Raw genomic sequence first — 18,083 nt, 5'->3', positions numbered from 1 at the left:
CGAAAGGGGGCGGCGACATGGCGGGTCCGACCGTCGGTGGGCGCCCGCCGCGCTCGATGACCGCTGCGGCGCGCACGGTGTGGCACGGTCTGCGCCGACCCATCACGGCGTCGCCGTCGCGGTTCGCCGTGCTGATCTTCACCACACTGATCCTGGTGTTCACGGCGCTGTTCTCGCTGCCCGCCGCCTCCGCCGACGGCACGCCGACGCCCCTGCCCGACGCGCTGTTCACGGCCGTGTCGACCATCTGCGTCACGGGCCTGTCCACGGTCGACATGGGCACCCACTGGTCGCCGTTCGGCCACGTGCTGGTGTACCTGGGGGTCAACGTCGGAGCGCTCGGCGTGCTGACGCTGGCCTCGATCCTGGGTCTGGTCATCTCGAAGAAGCTCGGCCTGCGCGCGAAGCTGCTGGCCGCCGGCGACTCCAACCCGTTGCGGGCGCGCGGCGGCCCCGTCAACGAGGGCCAGACCGTGCGCCTGGGCGAAGTGGGTCAGTTGCTGTCGACGGTGGCCCTGTCCACCCTCGTGATCGAGGCCGCCCTGGCGCTCCTGCTGTACCCCGCACTGCTGCTGTCGGACGTCGACCCGGTCACGGCGCTGTGGGAGGCGCCCTACTACGCGGCCATGTCCTTCACGAACACCGGCTTCACCCCGAACGCCGGTGGCCTCGAGCCGTTCGCCGACAACTACTTCCTGATGACCGTGCTCATGGCCGGGGTGTTCCTGGGGTCGATCGGATTCCCGGTCATCTTCACCCTGTGGCGCCACCACTGGCACGTGCACCGCTGGTCGCTGCACGCCAAGCTCACCCTCATCACGACGATGGCCCTGTTCTTCGGCGGGGCGGGCGTGTTCCTCCTGCTCGAGTTCGACAACCCCGCCACGTTCGGGTCGATGGACGCGTGGGACACCACCTTCCAGGCGTTCTTCCTGTCGGCGATGACCCGATCGGGCGGATTCTCCGTCGTCGAGATCGGCGACCTGCACGGCTCGTCGCTCGTGGTCGGCTCGATGCTCATGTTCGTCGGCGGCGGCTCGGCGTCCACGGCCGGCGGCATCAAGGTCACCACCCTCGCCGTGATGGCGCTGGCCGTCTGGTCGGAGGCCCGCGGCCGGCAGAGCGTCGAGGCGTTCGGCCGCCGCATCCCCAGCGACGTGCAGCGGGTGGCGCTGTCGGTCGTCGCCTGGGGCGCGACCATCATCGCGATCGCCACGATCACCATCGCGCAGATCACCCAGGCGCCCATCGCCGACGTGCTGTTCGACGTCATCTCCGCCTTCGGCACGGTCGGTCTGTCCACGGGGCTGACCGCCACCCTGCCCGACTCGGCGTCGCTCGTCATGGCGCTGACGATGTTCATGGGGCGCGTTGGTACAGTGACACTCGCCGCGGCCGTGGCCGCGACATCCCGTTCGCAGCACTACTCGCTGCCCGTGGAAAGGCCCATCGTTGGTTGAGCAGCTGCGCAGCGACGCCCCCGTCCTCGTCATCGGCCTCGGACGGTTCGGCGCGGCCTGCGCCGGGGAACTGGACCGACTCGACCGCGAGGTGCTCGCGATCGACGAGAACCTCGAACTCGTGCAGAAGTGGTCGGACCGGGTCACCCACACGGTGCAGGCCGACGCCCGCAACATCGACGCGCTGCGGCAGATCGGCGCGCAGGACTTCCAGGTCGCCGTCGTCGCGGTCGGCTCGCTCATCGAGGCATCCGTGCTCATCACGGCCAACCTCGTCGACTTGAAGGTGCCGCAGATCTGGGCGAAGGCGGTCTCCCAGTCGCACGGCAAGATCCTGGCCCGCGTCGGCGCGAACCACGTGATCTACCCCGAGCGCGAGGCCGGCGAGCGCGTCGCGCACCTGGTCAGCGGCCGCATGCTCGACTTCATCCGCTTCGACGACGATTTCGTGCTGGCCAAGATGTACCCGCCGAAGTTCATCCGCGGCGTGGGGCTGAACCAGTCCGGCGTGCGCACCAAGTACCACGTCACGGTCGTCGGCGTGAAGAGCCCCGGCAAGCCGTTCCGCTACGCCGAGGCCGACACCGTCGTGACCAACCACGACCTCATCATCGTGTCGGGCACCAACTCCGACATCGAACGGTTCGCCGCGCTCGACCGCTGAGGCGGCCGGTCAGGCCCCGGCGGCCAGTTCGCGCGCGCGGGCGAGGGCGGCGTCGGTCGCGCGGGCGAACAGCGCGGGCAGGCCCGCGTCGTCCAGCACCGCGATCGCGCGTTCGGTCGTGCCCTTGGGGCTGGTGACGCGGCGTCGCAGCTCGGCCGGGTCGTCGCCCGTGGCATCCAGCAGCGCCGCCGCGCCGATGAAGGTCTGCTCGGCCATGAGGCGCGCGTCGGCGTCGGAGAAGCCCTTGTCGCGCGCGGCTTCGGTCAGCGCCTCGATCAGCAGGAAGACGTAGGCCGGTCCCGACCCGGAGATCGTCGACAGCGCATCGATCTGCGCCTCGGGGACCTCGATGACGGCGCCGCAGGTCTCGAACACCGAGCGCACGCGGGCACGGTCCTCGGCGGTGACCGCGGTTCCGGATGCCAGGCCGGTGACGGCCTTGCCCACGACCGCCGGCGTGTTCGGCATCGACCGCAGCACCGCGACGTCGGCCCCGAGGATCTGCTCGAACGTCGCGAGGGTGACCCCGGCCGCCAGGCTCACCACGATCGCACCCGGACGCAGCGCCGGCGCGATCTCGCGCAGCAGATCGGGCACCATCGCGGGCTTGACCCCCACGAGCACGACCTCCGCCTCGGCCACCGCCGCGCGATTGCCGTCGGGGTGCTCTTCGAGCGCGATGCTCGTGACCCCTGCGAATCCATCGAGCGTCCGCGCCTTCGCGGCGGTGCGGTTGGTCGCGGTGACCGGCCCCCCGCGCCCGGAGGCGACGACGCCCTGCAGCACCGCCCCGCCCATCGAGCCGGCACCGAGGATCGCGAGGGAGGGCAGTGAGGCGCTCATGCCGCCATCCTACGGGCGGCCGCCGCGGGCACCCGGTGAGCGTCCGGACGCCCGCGTTATAGTCGAGACAGCGGAGGCGTCGAGGTCTCCGCGGCACCCGGGAGGACAGCGCAAATGACCCTTCTCGACGGCATCACCCGCCGCCTCGTCGACACGGATCGATTGACGGTGGGCATTCTCGAGCGCGACGGCGACGACCCGCGCACGCCCGCCGAGAGGACGGTGATCCTCATCCACGGGAACGTGTCGTCGAGCCTGTTCTGGCAGGAGCTGATGCAGGACCTGCCCAGCGATCTGCGGGTCATCGCGATCGACCTGCGCGGGTTCGGCGACTCCGAGAACCTGCCCGTCGACGCCACGCGGGGCGTGCGTGACTACAGCGACGACGTGCACGCCACCCTGCGCGCCCTCGACATCCAGACCGCGCACCTGGTGGGCTGGTCGATGGGCGGCGGTGTCGTGATGCAGTACGCGCTCGAGCACCCGGTGCTGTCGATGACCCTGCAGGCACCCGTCTCCCCTTATGGGTTCGGCGGCACCCGCCGCGACGGCACGCGACTGACCGACGACGACGCGGGCGTGGGTGGCGGCGGCGCCAACCCGGACTTCGTCCGTCGGCTCAACGACGGCGACACGACCGACGATGAGCCCACCTCGCCGCGCAGCGTCTTCCGTGCGACCTACGTCGCGCCCGGCTACGTCACCACCGTCGAGGACATCTGGGTCGAGTCGATGCTGTCCACCTCGACCGCCGAGGGCAACTATCCCGGTGACAGCGTCTCGAGCGAGAACTGGCCCGGCTTCGCCGCCGGCACCATCGGCGTGCTCAACACGATGGCGCCGAAGTACTTCGACACATCGGGCATCGTCGACCTGCCGGTCAAGCCGCCGGTGCTGTGGGTGCACGGCACGCTGGATGCCATCGTCTCGGACGCGTCGTCGTTCGATCTGAACCAGCTCGGCAAGCTGGGCGTGATCCCCGACTGGCCCGGTGACGAGATCGCCCCGCCGCAGCAGATGGTGTCGCAGACCCGTGACGTGCTCGACGCCTATCGCGCCGCCGGCGGCGAGGTGACCGAGCTCGAACTGGAGGGCGTCGGCCACTCGCCGCACCTCGAGCAGCCGGGGGTCTTCCGCCGCGCCCTGCTGGAGACCATCGGCTATATCGGGCACCCGGCCTCGCCCGCACCGCCCACCGAGACGATCATCCTGAGCTCGTCGGACTGACGTCCGCACGCCGGGCCGAGCCGGCCCGACTGTCACACTGGGACCCATGGAGTACACGATCTTCACCGAGCCCCAGCAGGGGTTCTCGTACGACGACCAGCTGGCGTTCGCGCAGACCGCCGAGCGCACCGGCTTCGACGCGTTCTTCCGTTCGGACCACTACATGCGCATGGGCGCCGGCGACCCGCTGCCCGGTCCCACCGACGCCTGGACGACGCTGGCCGGGCTGGCGCGGGAGACCTCGCGCCTCCGGCTCGGCACCCTCGTGTCCTCCGCCACGCACCGGCATCCCGCCGTCCTGGCGATCCAGGTCGCGCAGGTCGACGCGATGTCGCACGGTCGGGTCGAGTTCGGTCTGGGCACCGGCTGGTTCGAGCAGGAGCACCGTGCGCTCGGAATCCCGTTCCCCGCCCAGCGGTTCGGGCCGTTCGAGGAGCAGCTCGCGATCATCACCGGGCTGTGGGCGACGCCGGTCGGTGAGACCTTCTCGTTCGCGGGTGCGCACTACACGCTGGTGGAGTCGCCGGCGCTGCCCAAGCCGGTGCAGGAGCGGATGCCGGTGATCGTCGGCGGCGGCGGACGGCACCGCACTCCGCGGCTCGCCGCCCGCTACGCGACCGAGTTCAATCTCGGGTTCCAGCCCGAGGACCGCATCGCCGCCGCGTTCGACCGGGTGCGGGCGGCGTGCGAGCGCATCGACCGCGATCCGGCGACGCTGAAGCTGTCGGTGGCGCTGCCCACACTGGCCGGCGCCGACGACGCCGAGCTGTCCCGGCGCGCGGAGGCGGTCGGTCGCACGCTCGCGCAGGCCCGAGCCGGTCACGACATCGTCGGGCGGCCCGAAGACATCGCCGAGAAGGTCGAGCGGCTGCGCGCGCTGGGCGTCGACCGGGTGCACTTCCAGCTGATGGATCTGCGCGACGTCGACCACGTCGCGTTCCTCGGCACCGAGGTGCTGCCGCTCCTCCCCCGCTGAGCCGGCCGACCGGTCCTCAGCGCCGTGCCTCGAAGAACGCGCGCAGCAGGGCGGAGGCCTCCGCTTCGCGCACCCCGCCGACGACCTCGGCGCGGTGCGGCAGGCGCCGATCACGCAGCACGTCGTACTTCGACCCTGCGGCGCCGGCCTTGACGTCCCACGCGCCGAACACGACACGTCCGACGTGCGCCTGCAGGATCGCGCCGGCGCACATGAGGCACGGCTCGAGGGTGACCACGAGCGTGCAGTCGTCGAGGTGCCACGACCCGGCGGCCGCGGCGGCCGCCCGCAGCGCCACGATCTCCGCGTGCGCGAGCGGATCGGCGCTCTGCTCCCGCAGGTTTGCGCCCTCGGCGATGATCACCCCGCCGGCATCCACCACGACCGCGCCGACGGGGATGTCGCCGGCGGCGGCGGCGTGCGCGGCCAGTTCGAGCGCACGGTCCATCGACGCCAGGTCGGCGGCGGGTGCGGGCAGAGTCACGGGATCAGACTATGCCCGGGTACCCTTTTCCCATGCGCTTGCACGTCGCCGACCACCCGCTCATCACCCACAAGCTCACGGTTCTGCGCGACAAGCGCACCCCGTCGCCGGTCTTCCGCCAGCTGACCGAGGAGCTCGTCACGCTGCTCGCGTACGAGGCGACCCGCAACGTGCGGGTGGCGTCCATCGAGATCGAGACCCCGGTGACCGCGACGACGGGCGTGAAGATCGACGAGCCGCGGCCGCTCGTGGTGCCGATCCTGCGGGCCGGCCTCGGGATGCTGGAGGGGATGGTGACGCTGCTGCCGACCGCCGAAGTCGGGTTCCTGGGCATGGCGCGCAACGAGGAGACCCTCGAGCCGATGACCTACGCCGAGCGTCTGCCGGACGACCTCAGCGACCGTCAGTGCTTCGTGCTGGACCCGATGCTCGCCACCGGCGGGTCGCTCGGGGCGGCCATCGAGTTCCTGTTCGCGCGCGGCGCGCAGGATGTCACCGCGATCTGCCTGCTGGGCACCCCGGAGGGCGTCGAGGCGATCAAGAGCCGCTCCGGCGACCGTGACGTGACGCTCGTGCTCGGAGCGCTCGACGAAGGTCTCAACGACAAGGCCTACATCGTGCCGGGCCTGGGCGACGCCGGCGACCGGCTCTACGGCACCGTCTGACCGGCCCTCCGGCGTGGTCGGCCCGTCGCACCGCGCGGGCGTCAGAGTGCGTCGGGGTTCAGCGGGTGCTCGGGACGCCGGCCCGTCTCCTGCTCCCAGAACTCCAGCTGCTGGGTGAGCGCCTTGGCGAGCTCGAACACCTGCTGCGGGGGGATCCGGACGCGCTGCACCACCCGGGCGGGCACGACCGTGACCGGTGCGCCGTTCTCGTCGACCCCGTCGTGGGGCGGCTGGGCCAGCGACAGGAAGTCGAGCACGAACACGTCGGGGGTGTGCCAGACGTTCGCGAAGTCGGCGTAGCTGCCGGCGATCCGTTCCGGCGGGAGGTCGATCTCGAACTGCCGCGGCTGCTCGTCGGTCACACCGCACCCCTCTCGTCGTCGCCGAGTCTACGCAGGTCGGCGTCGGCGCCCACGAGACGCACGAAGGCACTCAGTCGCGCAACACCGTCCGGGGTGCGCGGCACGTCATCGAGCAGCCCGGTCGAATACACGAGGTAGGCGGTGTGCATCGCCCGGGAGATAGCCACGTTGAGCCGGTTCTGCAGCAGCAGGAACTCCAGACCCCGGGGAGCTTCCCGCCCGGACGACGCGGCCAGCGACACGATGGCCACGACGGCCTCCTGACCCTGGAACCGGTCGACGGTGCCCACCGGCACCTCACCGAACCCGGCGGCCTGCAGCGCTTCTTCGACCATGACCTGCTGCGCGTTGTACGGCGTGACGACGATGAGGTCGGCAGCGGTGAGGGGCCGGTCCAGCTCGGGCGTGTGCCAGGAGCGGCCGAGCAGATCGCGCACCAGCTCCACGACGACGGCGGCCTCCTCGGGCGACTGGGTCGCGTTGCCGGAATGCGTCAGCGGCACCGGCACCACCCCCGGCGGGACGTGCTCGAGCGTGCGCTCGGCCGTGCAAGGGTGCGCGGCGAGCCGGCCTTCGTAGGACAGGTGCGACACCGGTTCGGCGACCTCGGGGCGCATGCGGCGGGTCTGCGCGAGGAAGTAGCCGCGGTCTTCGGCGATGACCGAGAGCCCGCCCATGACCCAGCCCAGCGCGGAGGTGTCGACCGGCTCGGGGTGCGTGCCCTGGCTGACCTGCGGCAGCTGCTGCGGGTCGCCCAGCAGCAGCAGCCGCTGCGCGGCGACCGACACCGCGATCGTCGATGCGAGGGAGAACTGGCCTGCCTCGTCGATGACGAGCAGGTCGAGACTCCCCCGGCCGATGCGCGCGGGATGGCTCAGGTCCCACGCGGTGCCGCCCACGACGAACCCGCCCTGCTGCTCGCCGATGAACGCGGCCATGCCGTTCTTCGGGATGACGGTGAACGACTGACCGCCGGCGGCGGTGCCGCTCTTCAGGGCCTTCGCAACCTGGGCGGCGGGGACGCCGGCATCCACGATCCGCTCGAGCATGTGCTCGACGACCGCGTGCGACTGCGCGACGACGCCGATCTTGAAGTCGTGATCGCGCACGAGGCGGGCGACCACGTGCGAGCCGACGTACGTCTTGCCGGTGCCGGGCGGGCCCTGCACGGCGAGGTAGCTGCGGTCGAGGTCGAGCAGCGAAGCGGTGATGTCGGCCACGTCGTCGCCGGACCGGGTGAGCGCGCCGCTGCGGGTGCGCGGCCGGCGGCGCAGCAGCAGGTCGGTGGCCGGGTCGGCGGGCAGCGCGGGCGCGGCGGCGATGACCGTGTCGGCCCACTCGTCGATCGCCGCCTGCTGGCTGCCGGCCCGCGGCGGCGCCTCGGGGACCAGCGCGACCGGCCACTGGTCCCAGGTGAAGCCCTGGACCGCGCTCTCTTCCACCACGACCCCGTCGTCGAGCACGTCGACGATCTTGACGGTGCGGGAGACGTGGATCCACCGGGGATGCGCCTCGACGGGGAACGGCGCGGGCAGCTCGTAGACGGCGCCGGGACCACCCCCGACGCTCAGCCGCGTGCCGGGGGCGAGCTCACCGCGCAGTTCGACCACCCGCTTGGTGACCCGAGCGCCCTCGGCCAGCTGCCAGTCGGTGAGCACGCGGCAGCGGTCGCGGTCGATGACCACGACGTCGCGGGTGTCCTCCCACACCGACACCGGTTCGCGCAGTCGCAGGAAGTGCGTCGCCCAGAAGGTCTTCGCCTCGCGCGGGTAGTAGTCGATGGCGGCGGCGCCCAGCCGCAGCGCTTCGGCGGCCGCCTCATCGGGGGCGGTGGCCGCCAGTCGGGCCAGCGCTTCGGCGCGCGGGGACGGCTCGTAGGCGCTCTCGACGGCTTCGAGGTCGGGCGAGGGCTGCAGGTTCGCTTCGCGGGCGCGGTCGATGAGCCAGTTGCGCAGCCGCCGGGTCGACACGCAGTCGTAGCGGTTGTAATCGGCGAGGTCGTCGAGGATGCGCTGGGCGGCCTCGGTCTCCCCGGCATCCGTGAGCGCACGGGCCTGGACGTACTGCACGATCGAGTCGTCGCCGCGCTGCACGTCGCTGGTGCGCACGTCGGCGCCCATGTAGAGGGGTTCGAGCTTCTTGATCGAATAGGACCGCGATCCGACCCGCAGCGCACGGCGCACGATCGGGTACAGGTCGACGAACACGCCGTCGGCCAGCAGCCGGTCGACCTCGCTCTCACGCACGCCGTACTTCGCCGCCATGGCCAGCAGGTGGGTCGGCTCGTAGGGCGCGTAGTGGTAGATGTGCATGCCCGGGTGCGCCTGGCGCTGCGCCTGCACCATGTCGAGGAACCGCTCGAACGCCTGCCTCTCCTCCGCGAACGTGTGCGCCCACAGCACGCTGTACCGGTCGTGGACGTCGGTCCAGCCGAACAGGTAGTCGATGCCCCACTGGTGGCCCTCGCCTTCGGTGAACAGCGGATCGCCCTCGAAGTCGAAGAACAGGTCGCCCGCATCCGGGCGGGGCAGTGCCCCCAGCGCTTTGGCGAAGACCACCTCGTACGTCGGTACCGGCGGCAGCGGCGCCACGGCATCGGCCGGGTCGGCCACCGTCTCCGTATCGGCCACGGCCACGGCGGTCGCCGATGCGGCCGCCACCGCGCCCGCGGGGACCGTGGCTGTCGCCGCCGCGACCTCCGTGGGCACCGCGGTGATCGGCGCGAGGCCGCCGGCGGGACTGGCCAGTTGCAGCCGGGCCTGGGTGCGCAGGCTCGAGAAGGTGTCCCACGACATGCGGTCGGGCGCCTCCCTCGCCTCGGCGAGCGCGTCGATGGTGTGGATGCCGGCGGCGCGCAGCCGTTCGCGCTGCACCGGCCGCATGCCCGCGACCAGCAGCAGGTCGCGATGCGCGATCGCCTCGAGGTCGCAGGTGGGGCAGCGCCCGCAGGCCACGATACGCAGCGCGCCGCGTTCGTCGCCCCAGGCGATGGGCGCCCCGGCCGCGCCGGCGGACAGGTCGCGGTCGGCGATCAGTGCGCGCAGCCGGGCGCGGCGCAGTGAGAAGACCGGCGCGATGTCCCGCAGCGCGTGCGTGGAGGTGGTGCCGTCGCCCAGAAGCAGCTCGACGTCGGGTGCGACGGCGACGCCGAGCCGGTCGAGCTGATCCGCATATGCCGCCAGCTGCATGAGCGCTGTCACCCGGGCGTGCCGGGCGAGCTTGGTGTCCTGGACGAGCCACCGGCCGGCGTCGTCGCGGACCAGGAAGTCGGCGAAGCCGACGAAGTCCTCGGTCGCGAACGCGGCCTGGTAGATGACGGCGGCGTCGGAGGCCAAGGCCTCGGTGGTCTCGCCGACCGCGCGCGCCAGGCCCGCGGCATCCGACGATCGGGTCTCGGCGATCTCGACGACCCGGCCCGGGAACCGCCGGCGGTAGTCGTCGAGCACCCGCCGCTCGTGCTCGGTGCCCAGGCGCCCCGCGCGCTGCAGGGTGAGGTCTTCGGGGTCTTCGACCGCGGGCACCCGCCCCAGTTTCGCGTCGATCGCCCGCAGCCACGCGAACTCGCATTCGGCGGCGGCTTTCAGATCGCTCGCGCTCCAGACGATCCGGCCCTCATCGTGGATGTATCGCATTGTCCCCTCTCGGCATCGACCCTAGCCGCGACCTACGACACCGATATCGCCGGCGTCGGTCACCTGACAGACTGAGGGGATGAGCGACACCTTCGAGTTCGGCAGCGCCTACCGTCACGGTTTCGCGCGGGTCGCGGCGTGCACGATCCCGGTGGCGATCGCCGACCCGACGACCAACGCCCAGGCGGTCGTCACGGCGGCCCGGGAGTGCCACGACGATGCCGTGGCGGTGGCGGTGTTCCCCGAGCTGTGCCTGACCGGGTATGCGATCGAGGACCTCGTCATGCAGGACGTGGTGCTCGACGCCGTCGAACAGGCGGTGCTGCAGATCGCGCGGGAGACGGCCGATCTGATGCCGCTGATGTTCGTGGGCGCGCCGCTGCGTCACGGCTCCCGGCTCTACAACTGCGCCGTCGCGATCCACCGCGGCGAGGTGCTGGGCATCGTGCCGAAGTCCTACGTGCCCACCTACCGCGAGTTCTACGAGCGCCGCTGGTACGCCCCGGGCGACGACACGCACGGGCAGTGGTTCGACCGCGGCGAGCTGTCAGCCCCGTTCGGCCCCGACCTGCTGTTCGACGCCGTCGACGTGCCGGGCCTGACCGTGCACGCCGAGGTGTGCGAAGACGTGTGGGTGCCGATCCCGCCGTCGTCGCGCGCGGCGCTGGCCGGTGCCACCGTGCTTGTGAACCTGTCCGGCAGCCCCATCACGGTCGCCCGCGCCGAGGACCGCAAGGACCTCTGCCGGTCGCAGTCGCTGCGGTGTCTGGCCGCGTACGTGTACGCCGCCGCAGGGCAGGGCGAGTCCACCAACGACGTGTCGTGGGACGGCCAGACCATGATCTACGAGACCGGCAACCTGCTGGCCGAGACCGAGCGCTTCCCGGAGGGGCCGCGCCGGTCGACCGCCGACGTCGATCTGGACCGGCTGCGGCAGGACCGCCTGCGCCAGGGCACCTTCGACGACAACCGCCGCGCCCGCGACGTGCGCGTCGAGTCGGTGGATGCCGAGTTCCGCACGGTCGGGTTCGTTCTCACACCGCCGACGTCCGACATCGGCCTGCGCCGCCCGCTCGACCGGTTCCCGTTCGTCCCCGACGACCTGGCACGCCTCGACCTGGACTGCTACGAGGCGTTCAACATCCAAGTGTCGGGGCTCGAGCAGCGCATGCGCGCGATCGGGGCGCCCAAGCCCGTGATCGGTGTCTCCGGCGGCCTCGACTCGACCCATGCGCTGCTGGTGGTCGCGCGGGCGATGGACCGCATGGGCCGGCCGCGCAGCGACATCCTGGCCTACACGATGCCCGGCTTCGCCACGAGCGACCACACCAAGTCGAACGCGGTCCGACTGGCCGAGGCGATCGGAGCGACGATCTCGACGATCGACATCCGGCCGATGGCGACCGAGCTGCTCACCGGCATCGGCCACCCGTTCGCGGACGGCGAGCCGGTGTACGACGTCACGTTCGAGAACGTGCAGGCCGGCGCCCGCACCGACTTCCTGTTCCGCCTCGCCAACCAGAACGGCGGGTTCGTGGTGGGCACCAGCGACCTGTCCGAGCTCGCACTGGGGTGGGCGACGTACGGCGTCGGCGACCACATGAGCCACTACGCCGTCAACGCGGGCGTGCCCAAGACGCTGATCCAGCACCTCATCCGGTGGGTCATCGCACACAGCGCCTCCGACGAATCGGGCACGTCGCTCAGCGACGAGGCGAAGGCGGTGCTGCAGTCGGTGCTCGACACCGAGATCAGCCCTGAGCTGGTGCCCGCGGGCCAGGACGGCAAGGTGCAGTCGACCGAGGAGACCATCGGCCCCTACGCGCTGCACGACTTCACCCTGTTCCACGTGCTGCGCTACGGGCTGCGACCGTCGAAGATCGCCTTCCTCGCCGAGCACGCCTGGGCCGACCCGCAGGCCGGTGCCTGGCCGCCCGGGTTCCCCGACGCCGACCGGTACGGCTACGACCGCGCCGAGATCGTGCGGTGGCTGCGGGTGTTCCTGAAACGCTACTTCGGCTTCGCGCAGTTCAAGCGCTCGGCCATCCCCAACGGCCCCAAGGTGCTGCCGGCGGGGTCGCTGTCCCCGCGCGGCGACTGGCGCGCTCCGTCCGACGGCAACGCGCGGGCGTGGCTGGCCGAGCTCGACGCCGCGCTGCCCGAGTACGCCGAGTGACCGCGCCGCGCGTGGCGCGGCGCGGCTACTCCTTGGGCAGGAGGCCGTAGGCGAGGGTGATGACCCACGCGTCGCGCGAGGCGTCGACGAGCGCGTACTGCATGGAGCGGTCGGGGATCCATCCCTTGGTGTGGGTCGAGTTCAGACGCACATGGTCGGGGGCGACACGGTTGTTGCGCCCGTCGGCCTCGAGGACGGCCTGCGCGTTCGTCCAGTGCTTCACGAGCACGGGCACGTTGGATTCGTCGAGCAGATGCGAGTGCTTGCGCATGCGGCGCAGTTCGTCCGCGTCGGGGTGCAGGTCGCGGATGTCGATGCCCAGCGGGAGGCCCGGATCGCAGATCGCGACGATCGTGGCAGCGCGGTAGCTCGCGGTCTTGATCGCGATCGGCAGCTCGACGCCGTCGCGCGAGGCGATGAGCTGCGTGTGATAACCGAACCCGCGGGGCTCCTCACGGACGACGGAGATGTCCTTCACGTCGCAGCCCAGCCGTTCGGCGATCAGCTCCTTCGCGAGGATCCGACGGCGATCATGCACCGTCGTGGCGGGGTCCCATCCCAGTCGTGCCGAGATTCCGTCGGGTGTGTCGAGGACTACGCTCTGCAGGCTCATGTCACGCTCCCTTGTCCGTGACTCCATCCTGGCCCAGATCTCCCCGAGCCGGGAGAGCGCCGACCGTGTCAATCGGACGAGCGCATGACTAGGCGGATGATGCCGTAGACGACGAGGGCCACCACCGCCACGACCAGGATCTTGGCCAGGAACCAGACGAGCTTGAACACGACGTCGACGAGGATCCAGGCGATCACGATGGCAGCGACGACGGCAAGGATGGTCCAGAGGGTGTTCTTGCTCACTCCGCCAGCCTACGGTGTGGCGCCGACGCCGGGGCACACACGAAAGGGCCCCCTTTCGGGGGCCCTTCCACGCGATCCGGTCAGTTCGAGTTCGCGGAGTTGACCGAACCGGGCGAGTTCGCCGACGCGGGGCTGTTCGGCGACGCCGGGCTGGCCGGGCTGGGGGCCGATGCCGGGCTCGGGGCCGACACCGGGCTGGGCGCGGAGACCGGGCTCGGGGCGGAAACGGGGCTCGGAGCCGACACCGGGCTGGGCGCCGACACCGGGCTCGGGGCGGAGACGGGGCTGGGAGCCGACACCGCGGTCTGGGTCGAAACGGCCGAGACCGTGCTCACCTGTGCGGCGGGGCTGTTCGCCGAGACCACCGACACCGAGGTGTCGCTGACCCGCAGCTTGACGGCGGAGTCATCGAGAAGCGTGCTCTGCTTGCCGGTGACGGTGCTGCCGGGGACGACGTCGCCGCCGGTCGTGCGCAGGTCCATGCTCTGGGCGACCGCGGTCGCGCCGCCGGCGATCACGCCGATCCCGACGAGGCTGGTGACACCGTAAGCGATCCACTTCTTCTTCATCTCTGATTCCTTTCGTCCGGGCGTCCGGGGGGCTTACTGTTTCCAGTCTGATCAACCGGGGTAAGGCCCCTCGAAGACGTTCGTGAGTGATCTCTTACCCTCGGCGGCCGCGCTGACACACAGCGACAGGGCTCCCCAGGAGGAGCCCCGTCGCTGCGGGGGGGGTCAGGAGGAGCTCGCCGACACGACCGATCCGGAGCTGGCGGCGGATGCGGCGCTGGGGGGCGTCGCCGGTGATGCCGGTGTCGGGGGCGACACCGGGGTGGGCGCCGACACCGGAGTGGGGGCCGACACCGGGCTGGGAGCCGAGGCCGGGGTGGGGGCGGATGCCGGGCTCGGAGCCGACGCCGGGGCGGGGGCCGACACCGGACTGGGCGCCGACACCGGACTGGGCGCCGACACCGGAGCGGGAACCGACGCCGCGGTGACAGCCGACGCCACGCTGGTCAGCGCCACCGGGGTAGGCGCCGACACGACGGTGACCGAGGTGTCGGTCACCCTCAGCTGGAGGGTCGGACGATCGAGCAGGGCGCCGTCCTTGCCGGTGATGATGCCGCCCGGCAGCACATCACCCGCCGTCGTACGCAGTTCCATCGACGCGGCCGCCGCGGTGGCGCCTCCGGCCAGGAGCCCGAGGCCGACGACGCCCGAGACCGAATACGTGATCCACTTGGCGTTCATCACGGCTCCTTCCGGTCCTGGGGGTCTCGTCGTCTGGCATCCATTCTTATCAGGGGCGGTAAGCGCCGATGAAGGCGCCGATGAGAGATCTCTTAGATTCCGACGAGGTCCCGCGCGCGCTCGAGCAGCCGGTCGGCGCGGGCCTGCGCGTCCGATTCGGCGGCGGCGACCACATGGCCGAGCACATGCACGGCGGTCAGCGCGCGAGTGCGGGGCTCGCCGGCCCATCGCGCGGTCGCCTGATCTGCCAGCGCCCACACGGCTCCCGCATCCCCGCCCTCGTCGGTGAGCACGGCACTGGCGATCGCGTGGCCGATGAAAGCCGCGGCGTCGTCGGCGGAGTCGCCGGTACCGGCCGTGTCGACGTCGATCAGTCCGGTGACGACGCCGGTGTCGGCGTCGAGGAACAGCTGCCCGAGGTGCAGGTCGCCGTGGATCGTCTGGGTCGCGGCCGCACTCGGGGTCATCTCGGCATCGGCGCGCTGTGCGATCCGGTCGATGAGGTCGGCCCGGTCGGGACGTGCGGCGCGCAGCCGGTCGACATACCAGGGCAGCCGGGTCGCGAGCGACGTGCGGGCGGTGCCGTCGATGCGGGTCGACGCGATCTGCGCACGCAGCCGATCGACTTCGTCGATGAGGGCCTCCGGCACCCAGCCTCCGTCGGTGGCGGCGACGCCGGGGGCGTGATCGAGGATGAGCAGGCCCTCAGGCGACCAGCCGCGCACGGCGGGCACCGGCAGCCCCCGGTCGCGCAGGGCGGTGTGCGCGTGAACGACCCGCTCGATGCGCCGGGGCCGGACGACCTTGACCCAGGTGGTGCCCTCCGCCGTCGGCACCTTCAGTACGGCGCGCCGACCCGGCCGGTAGCCGACCATCTCGGGTGCGCCGGTCGCCGTGATGCCCACGCGTCCCAGGAGCACCTCGGCGGCGTGCCCGAACGCGGCCGGCGCCAGGGCCGGCAGGTGCGGATCGGCGGGATGGATCCACACGCGCGCCTCGCCGCCGAGCACCATTCCGGTCTCCTGCGGCACGCGGTGCAGCGACGTGTCGACGTAGGCGAGCACGGGCGGGTCGCCGGCGATCGTGAATCCGCTGACGCTGCCCGGTCCGAGCGGCTCGCGCGAGAACAGGGTGACCGCCTCCAGTGGCACGTCGAGGGCGTCGGCGATGAGGCGTGCCTCGGTGTCGGCGGGCAGAGCAGAAGGGGTGTCCACGTGTCCGATCCCACCACGAACCGGCCGGGTTCGGGCAGGCGCGACGATGAGACATCTCTTACACGGGCCTCCGCGCGCCCCTCCGGTTGACCATACTTGTGGCCATGGACGCCTCGCGCACCCGCCGCCGCTGGGCGATCTCGGTGCGCACGCGGATCGTCGCGGTGATCACCCTCGTCGCCGCGCTGGGCCTGATCATCGTCGGCGCCTCGGTGTATTTCGTCGAGCGCGCGAACATCCTCGAGAGCATCGACGAGCGGCTCCGGGACAACCTCGAGTCGGGCCGGTTCCTCGTCCAGCAGGGCACCGACGGCGAGGGCACGTGGACCGGCGCCGACGAGGCGCTCAAAGCGGTCGTGCAGCGGATGAGCCCCGATGACAACACCGGGGCGCTGGGCATCATCGACGGGCGCGCGGTCCTGGTGCCGGGGGTGCCCCTGGACGTCGATCTGCAGTCGGTGCCGTCGTTCGCCGGGTACGTGGCGGAACAGTCCGCCGGCGGCGATCCCGTCATCGGCACGTTCGTCGAGGGCGATGCGGCCTGGCGGTATCTCGCCGCCCCGATCGCGGTGGCCGGCGGGGACGAGGCCGAGCACGTCGTGTTCGCCATGGTCTACGACATCAACGCCGAGCTCGCCGAGATCAACGCGCCCGCACGGGCGTATGTGATCGCGGGCGCCATCGCGCTGGCGATCATCGCCCTGGTCGCGCTCATCGTCTCGACCCGGCTGCTGCGCCCGCTGCGCCAGATGCGACAGACCGCCGAGCGCGTCTCCGCGCAGTCGCTGTCGGAGCGCCTGCCCATCCACGGGCACGACGATGTCTCTGATCTGGCGGCGACGATGAACGACATGCTCGACCGGCTCGACGCCGCGCTGGACTCCCAGCGCCAGCTGCTCAGCGACGTCGGGCACGAGCTCAAGACGCCGATCACCATCGTCCGCGGCCATCTCGAGGTGATGGACCCCGCCAGTCCCGGTGATGTCACCGAGACCCGCGACCTCGTGGTCGACGAGCTCGACCGCATGGGCAACCTCGTCCAGGACCTCGGCCACGCCGCGAAACTGCACGGCCCGTCTCCGATCACCCCGCGACCGGTGGATGCCGGTGACACGCTGCGCCAGGTGATCCGCAAGGCGCGGGCGATCGCCGGCGCTGCGGTCACCGCCGGCGCGATCGCCGACGTCGTCGCCGACATCGACAGCGATCGGGTGACCCAGGCGGTGTTGCAGCTCGCGCAGAACGCGGTGACCCACGGCGGCGGCGACATCGAGATCGGCAGCCGCGTGAGCGGCCGTGATCTGGAGATCTGGGTGCGCGACCACGGCCCGGGCGTGCCGGACGAGCGCAAACAGGCGGTGTTCGAGCGGTTCTACCGCGCCGACCAGTCCGGGCACGGCAGCGGCCTGGGGCTGAACATCGTCCAGGTCATCGCCCGCGCGCACGGCGGCTCGGTACGCGTCGACGACGCCGTCGGCGGTGGTGCCGTGTTCACGATCACGCTGCCGGGCGCCGTCACCGACGCGCCGACGGCCACCGGCCTGTCCGACATCGCCATCCCGCCCCGTCCCCCGCTGCCCATGCCGGCAGACGCCTCGAAGGAGTGACCCCGTGGCATCCATTCTGATCGCCGAGGACGAAGCGCGGATCTCCGGCTTCATCGACAAGGGGCTGCGAGCCGCAGGGTTCGCCACCCGCGTCGCCGCCGACGGCGTCGAGGCGCTCGCCCTGGCGCAGTCGGGTGAGTTCGACCTGCTCGTGCTCGACATCAACATGCCGCGGATGGACGGCTTCCAGGTGCTCGAGCAGCTTCGCGGCAGTGGTTCGCGGATGCCGGTGATCATGCTCACCGCGCGCGTCGAGCTGCACGACACGGTGGCCGGCCTCGAGGGCGGTGCCGACGATTACCTCGGCAAGCCGTTCCGCTTCGACGAGCTGCTGGCACGTATCCGGGTGCGGATGCGCCGGGACGACGACACCGGGGCGCTGGCGACGCTCAGCCACCGCGACATCTCCCTCGACATCCGCACGCGCGAAGCCCGGGTGAGCGACCGGGCGGTGGAGCTGTCTGCCCGCGAGTTCGCCCTGGCCGAGGAGTTCATCCGCCACGCCGGACAGGTGCTCAGCCGCGAGCAGCTGCTCAGCCGGGTGTGGGGGTACGACTTCGATCCCGGCTCCAACGTCGTCGACGTGTACGTGGGCTACCTGCGCGGCAAGCTGGGATCGGGTCGGATCGAGACGGTGCGCGGCGTCGGCTACAAGATGGTGTGAG

The 18,083-nt window shown here is 71.5% G+C and carries 17 protein-coding genes; 8 read left to right on the top strand and 9 right to left on the bottom strand.

Annotation, left to right across the window (positions count from 1 at the left end; all coding sequences use genetic code 11):
- The first annotated feature begins 17 nt into the window (after window positions 1-17).
- Together ACQ143_RS08290 and ACQ143_RS08285 are read left to right on the top strand one after the other, a co-directional pair.
- On the top strand, window positions 18-1,460 hold the full coding sequence (locus ACQ143_RS08290; protein WP_449570221.1) for a TrkH family potassium uptake protein: 1,443 nt from the start codon (window positions 18-20) through the stop codon (window positions 1,458-1,460).
- A complete protein-coding gene (locus tag ACQ143_RS08285; RefSeq protein WP_449570220.1) occupies window positions 1,453-2,124 on the top strand; it encodes a potassium channel family protein in 672 nt (223 codons plus the stop codon). The genes ACQ143_RS08290 and ACQ143_RS08285 overlap by 8 nt, the downstream gene beginning before the upstream one ends.
- Before the next feature lie 9 nt (window positions 2,125-2,133).
- On the opposite strand, the gene proC is transcribed toward ACQ143_RS08285, so the two are convergent.
- The gene (gene proC, locus ACQ143_RS08280; protein ID WP_449570219.1) at window positions 2,134-2,967 is read right to left on the bottom strand and encodes a pyrroline-5-carboxylate reductase; all 834 of its coding nucleotides are present in this window, start codon (window positions 2,965-2,967) and stop codon (window positions 2,134-2,136) included.
- 114 nt (window positions 2,968-3,081) lie between these two features.
- Here proC and ACQ143_RS08275 point away from each other — a divergent pair, with 114 nt between their 5' ends.
- Together ACQ143_RS08275 and ACQ143_RS08270 are read left to right on the top strand one after the other, a co-directional pair.
- The gene (locus ACQ143_RS08275) at window positions 3,082-4,194 is read left to right on the top strand and encodes an alpha/beta fold hydrolase (RefSeq protein ID WP_449570218.1); all 1,113 of its coding nucleotides are present in this window, start codon (window positions 3,082-3,084) and stop codon (window positions 4,192-4,194) included.
- 46 nt (window positions 4,195-4,240) lie between these two features.
- Complete coding sequence (locus ACQ143_RS08270) at window positions 4,241-5,170, top strand: LLM class F420-dependent oxidoreductase (RefSeq protein WP_449570217.1); 930 nt, start codon at window positions 4,241-4,243, stop codon at window positions 5,168-5,170.
- A 16-nt stretch (window positions 5,171-5,186) separates the two neighbouring features.
- Here the strand turns inward: ACQ143_RS08270 and ACQ143_RS08265 are convergent, their stop codons facing one another.
- Window positions 5,187-5,618, bottom strand: a complete 432-nt coding sequence (locus tag ACQ143_RS08265; RefSeq protein ID WP_449570518.1) for a nucleoside deaminase — start codon at window positions 5,616-5,618, stop codon at window positions 5,187-5,189.
- Window positions 5,619-5,686: 68 nt separating this feature from the next.
- Between ACQ143_RS08265 and upp the strand changes: the two genes are divergently transcribed.
- Window positions 5,687-6,319, top strand: coding sequence for a uracil phosphoribosyltransferase (gene upp / locus ACQ143_RS08260; protein ID WP_449570216.1), 633 nt, complete (start codon window positions 5,687-5,689; stop codon window positions 6,317-6,319).
- A 41-nt stretch (window positions 6,320-6,360) separates the two neighbouring features.
- Here the strand turns inward: upp and ACQ143_RS08255 are convergent, their stop codons facing one another.
- Both ACQ143_RS08255 and ACQ143_RS08250 read right to left on the bottom strand, forming a co-directional pair.
- A complete protein-coding gene (locus ACQ143_RS08255) occupies window positions 6,361-6,681 on the bottom strand; it encodes a DUF3467 domain-containing protein (RefSeq protein ID WP_449570215.1) in 321 nt (106 codons plus the stop codon).
- Window positions 6,678-10,313 (bottom strand): TM0106 family RecB-like putative nuclease, encoded by a 3,636-nt coding sequence (locus tag ACQ143_RS08250; RefSeq protein WP_449570214.1) that lies wholly within the window; start codon window positions 10,311-10,313, stop codon window positions 6,678-6,680. Before ACQ143_RS08250 ends, ACQ143_RS08255 begins: the two co-directional genes overlap by 4 nt.
- Before the next feature lie 79 nt (window positions 10,314-10,392).
- Here ACQ143_RS08250 and ACQ143_RS08245 point away from each other — a divergent pair, with 79 nt between their 5' ends.
- On the top strand, window positions 10,393-12,489 hold the full coding sequence (locus ACQ143_RS08245; RefSeq protein WP_449570213.1) for an NAD(+) synthase: 2,097 nt from the start codon (window positions 10,393-10,395) through the stop codon (window positions 12,487-12,489).
- Window positions 12,490-12,514: 25 nt separating this feature from the next.
- Here ACQ143_RS08245 and ACQ143_RS08240 read toward each other — a convergent pair whose 3' ends face one another.
- The 5 genes from ACQ143_RS08240 to ACQ143_RS08220 form a co-directional block, all read right to left on the bottom strand.
- Complete coding sequence (locus tag ACQ143_RS08240; protein WP_449570212.1) at window positions 12,515-13,102, bottom strand: hypothetical protein; 588 nt, start codon at window positions 13,100-13,102, stop codon at window positions 12,515-12,517.
- Window positions 13,103-13,170: 68 nt separating this feature from the next.
- Entirely contained in the window at window positions 13,171-13,347 is a 177-nt protein-coding gene (locus ACQ143_RS08235; protein ID WP_449570211.1) for a hypothetical protein, read from the bottom strand.
- 80 nt (window positions 13,348-13,427) lie between these two features.
- Window positions 13,428-13,916: a hypothetical protein gene (locus tag ACQ143_RS08230; RefSeq protein ID WP_449570210.1), complete on the bottom strand. Its 489-nt coding sequence runs from the start codon at window positions 13,914-13,916 to the stop codon at window positions 13,428-13,430.
- Between the two features lie 165 nt (window positions 13,917-14,081).
- Window positions 14,082-14,597, bottom strand: a complete 516-nt coding sequence (locus ACQ143_RS08225; RefSeq protein ID WP_449570209.1) for a hypothetical protein — start codon at window positions 14,595-14,597, stop codon at window positions 14,082-14,084.
- 92 nt (window positions 14,598-14,689) lie between these two features.
- Window positions 14,690-15,811, bottom strand: a complete 1,122-nt coding sequence (locus ACQ143_RS08220) for a phosphotransferase family protein (RefSeq protein ID WP_449570208.1) — start codon at window positions 15,809-15,811, stop codon at window positions 14,690-14,692.
- A 104-nt stretch (window positions 15,812-15,915) separates the two neighbouring features.
- Here ACQ143_RS08220 and ACQ143_RS08215 point away from each other — a divergent pair, with 104 nt between their 5' ends.
- A complete protein-coding gene (locus ACQ143_RS08215; protein ID WP_449570207.1) occupies window positions 15,916-17,418 on the top strand; it encodes a sensor histidine kinase in 1,503 nt (500 codons plus the stop codon).
- 4 nt (window positions 17,419-17,422) lie between these two features.
- The gene (locus ACQ143_RS08210; protein ID WP_449570206.1) at window positions 17,423-18,082 is read left to right on the top strand and encodes a response regulator transcription factor; all 660 of its coding nucleotides are present in this window, start codon (window positions 17,423-17,425) and stop codon (window positions 18,080-18,082) included.
- The last annotated feature ends 1 nt before the right edge of the window (window position 18,083 follow it).

The sequence above is a fragment of the Microbacterium pollutisoli genome (assembly GCF_053586795.1).
The sequence above is the reverse complement of the archived record's forward strand: the minus strand, read 5'-3'. Positions and strand labels throughout refer to the sequence as shown.

What these genes read in the sequence shown, in the direction of transcription:
- ACQ143_RS08290 (WP_449570221.1), top strand. Translation starts at nt 18, where the DNA reads ATGGCGGGTCCGACCGTCGGTGGGCGCCCGCCGCGCTCGATGACCGCT.
- proC (WP_449570219.1), bottom strand. Translation starts at nt 2,967, where the DNA reads ATGAGCGCCTCACTGCCCTCCCTCGCGATCCTCGGTGCCGGCTCGATG.
- ACQ143_RS08275 (WP_449570218.1), top strand. Translation starts at nt 3,082, where the DNA reads ATGACCCTTCTCGACGGCATCACCCGCCGCCTCGTCGACACGGATCGA.
- ACQ143_RS08270 (WP_449570217.1), top strand. Translation starts at nt 4,241, where the DNA reads ATGGAGTACACGATCTTCACCGAGCCCCAGCAGGGGTTCTCGTACGAC.
- ACQ143_RS08265 (WP_449570518.1), bottom strand. Translation starts at nt 5,618, where the DNA reads ATGGACCGTGCGCTCGAACTGGCCGCGCACGCCGCCGCCGCCGGCGAC.
- upp (WP_449570216.1), top strand. Translation starts at nt 5,687, where the DNA reads ATGCGCTTGCACGTCGCCGACCACCCGCTCATCACCCACAAGCTCACG.
- ACQ143_RS08250 (WP_449570214.1), bottom strand. Translation starts at nt 10,313, where the DNA reads ATGCGATACATCCACGATGAGGGCCGGATCGTCTGGAGCGCGAGCGAT.
- ACQ143_RS08245 (WP_449570213.1), top strand. Translation starts at nt 10,393, where the DNA reads ATGAGCGACACCTTCGAGTTCGGCAGCGCCTACCGTCACGGTTTCGCG.
- ACQ143_RS08240 (WP_449570212.1), bottom strand. Translation starts at nt 13,102, where the DNA reads ATGAGCCTGCAGAGCGTAGTCCTCGACACACCCGACGGAATCTCGGCA.
- ACQ143_RS08230 (WP_449570210.1), bottom strand. Translation starts at nt 13,916, where the DNA reads ATGAAGAAGAAGTGGATCGCTTACGGTGTCACCAGCCTCGTCGGGATC.
- ACQ143_RS08225 (WP_449570209.1), bottom strand. Translation starts at nt 14,597, where the DNA reads ATGAACGCCAAGTGGATCACGTATTCGGTCTCGGGCGTCGTCGGCCTC.
- ACQ143_RS08215 (WP_449570207.1), top strand. Translation starts at nt 15,916, where the DNA reads ATGGACGCCTCGCGCACCCGCCGCCGCTGGGCGATCTCGGTGCGCACG.